A 9,045-nucleotide genomic window follows, 5' to 3' on the forward strand; every position below is an offset into this window, starting at 1 on the left:
GTCCTAGACTTTATTTCCAGCCAACGCGGTCAAAAATTTTCTGAGCCGTAACCTGGTTTTTACCATAGACAGAAACATTAACTGTATCGACTTTGAAATCACCCAAGCCTTTGACAGCTGAATTCGGGGCAACACCAGTAACAACTGGGAATTCGTTGTTACCATCAGCAAAGTAGCTTTGAGCTTGCTCACTTGTTAGATATTCAAGGAACTTAACCGCAGCTTCTTTATGAGGGGCAGATTTCACGACACCAGCACCAGACACATTCACATGGGTACCGCGATCAGACTGGTTCGGGAATACATAACCAAGCTTCTCCGCTAGGCCTTTGTCTTTATCGCTTGGTTTGGTTAGCAAACGAACAAAGTAATATGAGTTGGCAACAGCGATCTCACATTCACCAGAGCCAATACCACGCAGCTGGTTTGTATCGCCTTTTACAGGCTGACGTGCAAAGTTGGCAACGACACCAGATGCCCATTTTTCAGCAGCTTCTTCACCTTTGGCTTCTATGATAGAAGCAAGCAAAGACTGATTGTAAATATTTGAGCTTTTGCGAATACAAACTTTGCCCTTCCATTTTGGATCGGCCAAATCTTCGTAGCTTGTGATCTCCCCATCTTTGATTTTAGCTTTATCAAAGAAAATCATCCGGGCACGTGTAGATAGACCATACCATTTGTTTTCAGGGTGACGTAGATTTTCTGGAATGTTTGCATCCAACTCATCGGAAGAAACAGATTGGAAAATTTCTTTCTGTTCAGCACGCCACAAGTTTCCTGCGTCTACAGTAATCAAAACATCCGCAGGGCTATTCGCGCCTTCACTTTTAATACGTTCGATAAGTGCAGCACCTTTACCCTCGATCAGGTTAATTTTGATACCTGTTTCTTTTGTAAAGTTGTCATATAACGCATCGTCCGTTTGATAGTGACGGGATGAGTATACATTAACGACATCTTCAGCATAAGTTGCTGTGCTGCCCATCGCAGCAGCAGTGAGCATAGCAGTTGTAGCTAACCAAGCAGCCTTCATTGTGACTGTCTCCTATTTTAATCGCACCTGTTTTAATATCGGTCGACATGAGGACAAATTGAGAGAATTCTCTCTGTGAAACCGCTAGGAATATTGCAAATCGTTCTCAATTGATCAATCAAAATAATGCGAATAATTCGCATTATCCAACTGAAGTCCCTAATAAATAAGCAGCTTCCCCTCAAAGAAGCTGCTTATTTATGGCTTTCAAAAAAATTAATTTTATGACGCTGATGGTTTTCTTTCAGCGTTTCAAAGATCTTGTACTACATATTAGAATGATACAATAAGTTGGACATGCCCCTCGACAGAGTTATTGATCAACAAATCTGTGCCACTTTGTCGCGCGAGAAAACGGGTGAAATATGCGTGAACATTACGCGGTGTCAGCTCCTCAGTCTCGACATCATCGGTCAAAGCTTCCTTAACTTCTTCACGAATCGAAACGGACTCTCCCGTCACCGTAACTGCAACAAAAGCCCCTGTATCAGCATTCCCACTCAATGCTGTGATAACACCGCCTCTCGGTAACATTTCGACACCAAGTGCGATAAGATTAAGAAGAACCTTGCCTCCGTTATCCGGCAAGCCTTCTGGTGCCGTCAAATCCGGCCACTTAAAATCAACTTTGGTATGGGACAGGTAATTAACAGCCAGCTGATTTAATGTCGCGTAATCACTTCCCATACGACTACCCGCCAATCCATAGGCCAATCTGTAGAACTGTAAAGTGGCCGCAGCCTGGGATGCAGAAGAAGTAGCCAACTTAAGTGCATCATCTGCCATACCAAAAGAATCATCAGCCATAAGCTCAAGACCATTATTGACAGCCCCCACAGGACCGACAAGGTCGTGGCATAGACGCGAGGAAAGAAGTTCGAGGACACGGAAATCAATTTGATTATTCATTTGTTACAAAATCTCTTTTGACAATTTAGCTATGTTCTAAACGACCCCGAAAGATCTCATTTGTTGCATATAAAATACCTGCAGGCAGTTAACCATAGATAAACAGAATAAATAAAGCTGATACAGTCTATTATAATCACCACTCACTGATACACTACTTAAGGCCACTCATTGATAAGCAAACCCTATCAAAGCATAGGACTTTGCGAATGTCCGGTTACTATCGTTCCTTGGTAAAGAGCTATAAAATGTAACAGAAAGCTTCGGGAATACGACAGAATCGTAGCGCAGTCATAGGCTATAAGACATCGTGACCAAGTGAAAGTTACCCAAAAAGCAGAAATTGACCGGGACAAACCGGAACAACATGCCCCCTATAAGGGCAGATTGTCGTGGAGAAGCATGAATAATGTCAGATAGCAGCGTCTTGGATGCCCCTACAAAAAAGGGTAGTTCCCCCGTCAAGCGCCAAATCCATCCTGGATCCGGTCGCCGAAAGCCACCTGTTTTTTCAAAGGGTCGCCAACTTGAAACTGAAGCTCACGAAGAAATAATTGCACTTCTGGGTAACAAATCACGCCAACGGGACCTCTTGATTGAACACTTACACCTCATTCAGGACAAATATGGCAGCCTTTCTGCTGGCCACTTACAGGCGCTGGCTGATGAAATGAAGCTTCCCATGGCCGAAGTTTACGAGGTAGCATCCTTTTATGCGCACTTTGATATTGTTCTCGATGGCGAAAAAGCCCCTGCGGAAATAACTGTCCGCGTTTGCGAAAGCCTGAGCTGTGAAATGGCTGGCGCAAAGGACTTGTTAAAAAGCCTTCCGGATTCAGTTGCCAAAAATGTTCGTGTTGTTCCTGCCCCTTGCATGGGACGCTGTGATTGCGCACCTGTTGCCGAAGTCGGTCACAATCATGTTGATAATGCAACAGTAGAAAACATCACCGCAGCGACTGACAACAAAGACATTCACCCCGCAGCTGTCGATTACAGAGACTACGATGCCTATGTTGCAGATGGCGGCTATAAAGTGCTGCGTGAATGCTATGAAGGCAAATATGATCGTGACGAAATTGTCGAGCTTCTCAAAAACACAGGTCTAAGAGGGCTTGGCGGAGCTGGCTTCCCTACCGGTCTGAAGTGGAGCATCATCCGCCAACAACCTAAACCACGGTTAATGGCAATAAATGGTGATGAAGGAGAACCTGGAACCTTCAAGGACCGCCATTATCTGGAAACTGATCCTCATCGTTTTCTTGAAGGCATGTTGATTGGCGCATGGGTCGGCGAAGTAGAAGCAAGTTATATCTACATTCGTGACGAATACCCCGCCGTTATCAAACTTCTAAAAAAGGAAATTGAACGCGTTTATGCTGAGGGTCTTAATAACGGTATTAAAATAGATCTTCGCCGAGGAGCGGGTGCATATATCTGTGGTGAAGAATCAGCCATGATTGAGTCCATAGAAGGAAAGAAAGGTTATCCGCGTCACAAACCACCTTTCCCATCACAGGTAGGCTTGTTCGGTCTACCAACACTCACAAATAACGTAGAAACAGTCTACTGGGTGCGTGATCTTATTGAAAAAGGTCCCGAGTGGTTCACAAGCCACGGCAGGAATGGCCGCAAAGGTTTAAGGTCGTTCTCGGTTTCCGGACGTGTCAAAAATCCGGGCGTCAAGTTTGCCCCGGCAGGTATCACAATCAAAGAACTTATCGCAGAATATTGTGATGGTATGGCCGATGGGCATGAATTTAAAGCATATCTACCAGGCGGCGCCTCTGGCGGAATTTTACCAGCTAGCCTTGGTGATGTTCCCCTGGACTTTGACACCCTTCATGAACATGGCTGCTTTATCGGTTCTGCTGCGGTGATCGTTCTTTCCGATCAAGATAATATGCGCGACGTTGCCATGAACCTGATGCGCTTTTTCGAAGATGAAAGCTGTGGCCAGTGCACCCCATGCCGTACAGGAACTGAAAAAGCAGTGAGCCTTATGGAAGAAGACACATGGGATCAGGATCTTCTGAAAGAACTTTCTACTGTTATGATGGATGCTTCGATTTGCGGCTTGGGTCAAGCAGCACCTAATCCTTTACTCACAGTGATGAAACATTTTCCGGAGGAACTGTAATGTCTGTTACTGCAAACACAACACCAGTCAGTTTTACACTTAACGGAAATGAAGTCACAGCACAACCAGGAGAATCCATCTGGCAAGTTGCTGATCGCCTGGGCACGGAAATTCCTCACCTTTGCTACCAACCAGAGCCAGGCTACAATGCAGACGGGAATTGCCGGACCTGCATGGTCGAAATCGAAGGCGAACGAACTTTAGCCGCATCCTGTATACGCCAACCCGCTGAAGGCATGATTGTCAACACGGCGACAGAGCGAGCAAAAAAAGCACGGGAAATGGTGTTTGAATTGCTTGTGGCCGACCAGCCAGCTCGCGAAGAAACCCATGAGCCAAATTCAAAATTCTGGAACTGGGCATCAGATATTGGCGTCACATCCAGCCGTTTCCCTGCGCATGAACGTCCGGTAGCAGATTTAAGTCATACAGCAATCGCCGTAAATCTGGATGCTTGTATTAACTGTAACCTTTGTGTCCGTGCCTGCCGCGAAGTACAGGTCAATGACGTCATTGGAATGGCCTTCCGCGGATCTAAATCCAGCGTCGTCTTCGATTTCAATGCCGATATGGGTGACAGTACCTGTGTGGCCTGTGGTGAATGTGTTCAGGCCTGCCCAACCGGCGCGCTGATGGAAAGCTCTCTTCTCAATGATGCTGGCGTCAGAGAAGACTATGCTGATGAAATCATAAACTCTGTTTGCCCATTTTGTGGTGTTGGCTGCCAGACCGAGGTTCACGTCAAAGATGACAAGATCATCAAAATTGATGGTGCTGAAGGCCCCGCAAACGAAAAGAGGCTTTGTGTGAAAGGACGCTTTGGATTTGACTATATCCATAACCCAAATCGCCTGACCAAACCACTTATCCGCCGTGATGATGCACCACGTGGTTGGGACATTGGTGTTCCCGATAACGATTTTTCCGCTTACTTCCGCGAAGCAACATGGGAAGAAGCTCTTGAACGTGCAGCATCCGGTCTCAACAAGATACGTGATGAAAAAGGCCCCAAAGCGCTTGCTGGCTTTGGCTCGGCAAAAGGATCAAACGAAGAAGCCTATCTGTTCCAGAAACTGGTAAGAACAGGCTTTGGCAGCAACAATGTCGATCACTGTACACGACTTTGCCATGCCTCTTCCGTTGCGGCGCTAATGGAAGGTGTCGGTTCAGGTGCGGTGTCAGCGCCCTTTACATCGGTTGCTGATGCAGAATGCATCATCATCATTGGCTGTCGCCCTGGCTGGAACCATCCGGTTGCAGCAACCTACATCAAACAGGCAGCAAAAGATCCAAACAAACATATGATTGTCATGGATCCACGTGGGCAAAACCTTGTGCGTTATGCAGATAATCACCTGCAGTTCAAACCCGGTCGTGATGTGGCCATGCTGAATGCGATGATTTACACAATCATCGAAGAAAAACTTTATGATCTTCAGTATGTTCAGGCCAACACCGAAGGCTTTGAAGAGCTGAAAGAAAATATCAAAGATTTTGCGCCTGAAGATATGGCCGAAGTCTGTGGTATTGATGCCCAAACCTTGCGTGAAACCGCCCGTCTCTATGCAACTTCAGAAGCATCCCTGATCCTTTGGGGAATGGGCGTATCCCAACATACACACGGTACAGACAACGTACGTTGTCTGATAGCTATGTCTTTGATCACAGGCCAAATTGGTCGTCCGGGTACAGGTCTGCACCCGTTACGAGGGCAAAACAACGTGCAGGGCGCATCTGACGCCGGTCTTATCCCAATGCTTTACCCGGATTATCAATCCGTCGAAAACGAAGAAATTCGTAGCCGCATGGAAGATTTCTGGGGCATGGAACTCGACAAGGAAAAAGGCCTGACCGTTGTTGAGATCATGGACGCAATCCATGACGGTAATATTACTGGCATGTTCATTCAGGGCGAAAACCCTGCGATGTCTGATCCGGACCAACAGCATGCACGTGAAGCGCTGTCCAAGCTGAATCACTTGGTGGTTCAAGATATCTTCATGACAGAAACAGCATGGCATGCTGATGTCATCCTACCCTCTTCTGCTCATGCCGAAAAAGACGGCACCTTTACCAATACCAACCGTCAGGTTCAGATAGGACGTGCTGCAGTATCGCCGCCGGGTGACGCACGGCAGGACTGGGAACTCATTCAGGAACTTGCACAGCGCATGGGACTTGATTGGACCTATACGCACCCCCGGGACGTTTTCAATGAAATGTCACAGGTTATGCCATCACTGAACAACATCACATGGGAAAGACTTTCTCGCGAAAACGTGGTGACTTATCCTTGCGCAAGCGAAGATGGGCCGGGCACTGAAATCCTCTTTGCCCAAGGCTTCCCGACAACATCTGGACGGGGCAAGCTTGTTTCCACAGCTCTCATTGATCCGGCAGAACTACCGGACAAAGAGTTCCCACTTGTTCTGACAACAGGACGCCTTTTGGAACATTGGCACACAGGCGCCATGACACGTCGTTCAGAGGTTCTGGATAATCTAGAACCAGAAGCTGTTGTTTTCATCAACCGTCTGGATATGAAAAAACTCGGCTTGGATGCTGGTGACTGGGTGTCAGTCTCCACAAGGCGCGGAACTGTTAGTCTGAAAGTTCGTCAGGATCGCGAAGTTCCTGAAGGCATGATATTCATGCCATTCTGTTTCTCTGAAGCTGCGGCCAATATGCTGACAAACCCACAACTTGATCCATTCGGAAAAATTCCTGAATTCAAATACAGCGCGGCAAAAATTGAACCTCTTGCGGTTGCCGCGGAATAGTTCTCCTACGGAAAATATCACGTTGTAAATCATTAAAGGGTCGCATTTATGCGGCCCTTTCTTATGACCAGACTTTCTTTCAAGCACTTGATCTCACTTGATCGTGAAGAAGCTTTACTCCTACTTTTTTACAAGAATGCTATCTAGAAAGGAGAACAAAAAAAGCACCGAAACGCGGGTAAGACGATAATTCGGTGTCAGTCAGGATAATTGGAGATACCCAAATGAAGATCACGTTCAGCTCATCTGTCAAAAACTTCCTTCTCTCAACATTGTTTGTACCAACACTATTTATGGTCCCCGTAGCTGTGAATGCTGAAGACGTTACCCCCGAGAAAGCTACCGAACATTATGAAGCTCTCTCACCAAAAATGAGAGCTGGCTATGCAAAATCGGGCCACCCAGTTTCAACTGAGTACTTCAACTGGGACCGCTATACAAAAGCGCCTCATAAATCCAGTACACACGGCGGTCGTCTGGTTCACAACTACGCAAACGATCTGGCGAAAGCCTATGGAAAATACGAAGATATCGGGACCCTGCCTGTAGGGGCTATTGTCGCCAAGGACAGCTTCAAGGTAGGAAAAAAGGGAGTTAAACCCGGGCCGCTCTTTTTAATGGAAAAGATGGAAGCTGGTTTTGCCCCTGAAAACGGTGATTGGAAATATACGCTTGTAACCCCAAGCGGCAAGATTTTTGGCGAAACCAACGGGGTAAACTCTAAGAAAGTGAAATTCTGTGCTGATTGTCACAATGCAGTTGGCGAGGATCAAGACTATATGTTCTTCCCCGAAGAAGACTACCGAGTTGTAAATTAGTCGTCAGTTACTCACATTTAACTTTCAAGGCTGAGTGTTACGCACTCAGCCCTTTTCTTTTACATAATTAGAAAAGGACTTAGCCGATAGTTTGCGTACAGACGTTTTTGCCTGCACCCCTGTAAGAGCCGATTCTTTTGTTACCACGCGATCTACCGGGAACCTAAGAACAACAGAAGTTCCGTGACCAACTTCGCTTTCAATAGATAAATCCCCACCATGTAAGTTCATAAGAGACCCGGCCAAAGATAGCCCCAACCCAGTCCCTTCTATGGTTTTTGAATAGCTCGATTCACACTGTTCAAATGGCTTAATAACACGTTCAAGATCATCCTTAGGAATACCAATTCCTGTATCAGAAATAATAATAGAAAGACCATTCTCGCCATCCGGACACCTGACTTCGGCTTTAATAGATCCACCATCAGGCGTGAACTTCACGGCATTCGTCGCCAAATTAATCAGAACCTGCTTAACCAAACGCTCATCAGCAAACAGATAGGGCAAATCGTCGTGTAGATTTGCATCAAGAGAGATATTCTTTACCTTTGCCTGACGTTTAACAAAACGATAAGCCGACAAGATTGACTGACGCACACACACGACAGTTTCATTTAACTGGATCTCACCTGCTTCAACTCGGGACAGATCAAGGATGTCGTTTACGATCGTTAAAAGATGCCTTCCACTATCCAGTATATCCCCGATATATTCACGGTACTTTGGATGTGCAATCGGTCCAAGGTGTTCTTCGGTAATGAATTCAGAAAAACCGATAATAGCATTCAAAGGAGTTCGAAGTTCATGGCTCATATTCGCAAGAAATGAAGACTTCATCTGACTGGCAATTTCGGCCAACTCCTTGGCTTCTTGCTGTTGTGTCTGGACTTTAATGCGTTCCGACACATCCCTGACAACCGCAGCGAAGGTTTGCTGATTGTCCTCGCCAATTTTCATAATCGTTGCTTCTGCTGGAAATGTCTCACCGTTTCGACGCAACCCGGAAATAGCACCGCGGGTTCCCATGCCGCGTGTATCAATCGCCCCTGCATCAAAATCGGTCATATAGCCGCTATGCTCACCACGATGTTCTTCGGGAATCAATGTATCCAAATGTTTCCCTATAATTTCTTCAGAGCTATATCCAAAAGTATCTTCAGCACCTCGGTTAAAAAGCGTCAGAAAACCATCTTTATCTGTCGCAATAATTGCATCACCGACCCCAGCAACAATACTGCTCATCAATTGTTGCGAAGAAGCAAGCTCACGGCTAATAGAAACTCGAGTACTAATATCACGCACCAAAAAAGTAAGCTGCCGTTGTTTAGAATTTTCCGTTACAAAAGATCGAAGCTGTACATC

Annotated in this window: 6 protein-coding genes; 3 read left to right on the plus strand and 3 right to left on the minus strand. The window is 46.1% G+C overall.

What is annotated here, in order from left to right:
* Nucleotides 1–10: 10 nt before the first annotated feature.
* Complete coding sequence (locus Q0241_RS16345; protein ID WP_299379432.1) at nt 11–1,036, minus strand: Fe(3+) ABC transporter substrate-binding protein; 1,026 nt, start codon at nt 1,034–1,036, stop codon at nt 11–13.
* 273 nt (nt 1,037–1,309) lie between these two features.
* Nucleotides 1,310–1,945, minus strand: coding sequence for a histidine phosphotransferase family protein (locus Q0241_RS16350; protein ID WP_299379435.1), 636 nt, complete (start codon nt 1,943–1,945; stop codon nt 1,310–1,312).
* 409 nt (nt 1,946–2,354) lie between these two features.
* Between Q0241_RS16350 and Q0241_RS16355 the strand changes: the two genes are divergently transcribed.
* The 3 genes from Q0241_RS16355 to Q0241_RS16365 all read left to right on the plus strand — a co-directional run bounded on the left by Q0241_RS16355 (nt 2,355) and on the right by Q0241_RS16365 (nt 7,683).
* Nucleotides 2,355–4,085, plus strand: a complete 1,731-nt coding sequence (locus Q0241_RS16355; protein ID WP_299379438.1) for an NAD(P)H-dependent oxidoreductase subunit E — start codon at nt 2,355–2,357, stop codon at nt 4,083–4,085.
* Nucleotides 4,085–6,865 (plus strand): formate dehydrogenase subunit alpha, encoded by a 2,781-nt coding sequence (gene fdhF / locus Q0241_RS16360; protein WP_299379441.1) that lies wholly within the window; start codon nt 4,085–4,087, stop codon nt 6,863–6,865. The genes Q0241_RS16355 and fdhF overlap by 1 nt, the downstream gene beginning before the upstream one ends.
* 224 nt (nt 6,866–7,089) lie before the next feature.
* Nucleotides 7,090–7,683, plus strand: coding sequence for a cytochrome P460 family protein (locus tag Q0241_RS16365; RefSeq protein WP_299379444.1), 594 nt, complete (start codon nt 7,090–7,092; stop codon nt 7,681–7,683).
* Between the two features lie 45 nt (nt 7,684–7,728).
* Here Q0241_RS16365 and Q0241_RS16370 read toward each other — a convergent pair.
* Nucleotides 7,729–9,045, minus strand: a 1,317-nt coding sequence (locus Q0241_RS16370; RefSeq protein ID WP_299379447.1) for a PAS domain-containing sensor histidine kinase, incomplete at its 5' end; no start/stop codon positions are given.

Source organism: uncultured Kiloniella sp. (assembly GCF_937128705.1).
Classification (GTDB): domain Bacteria; phylum Pseudomonadota; class Alphaproteobacteria; order Kiloniellales; family Kiloniellaceae; genus Kiloniella.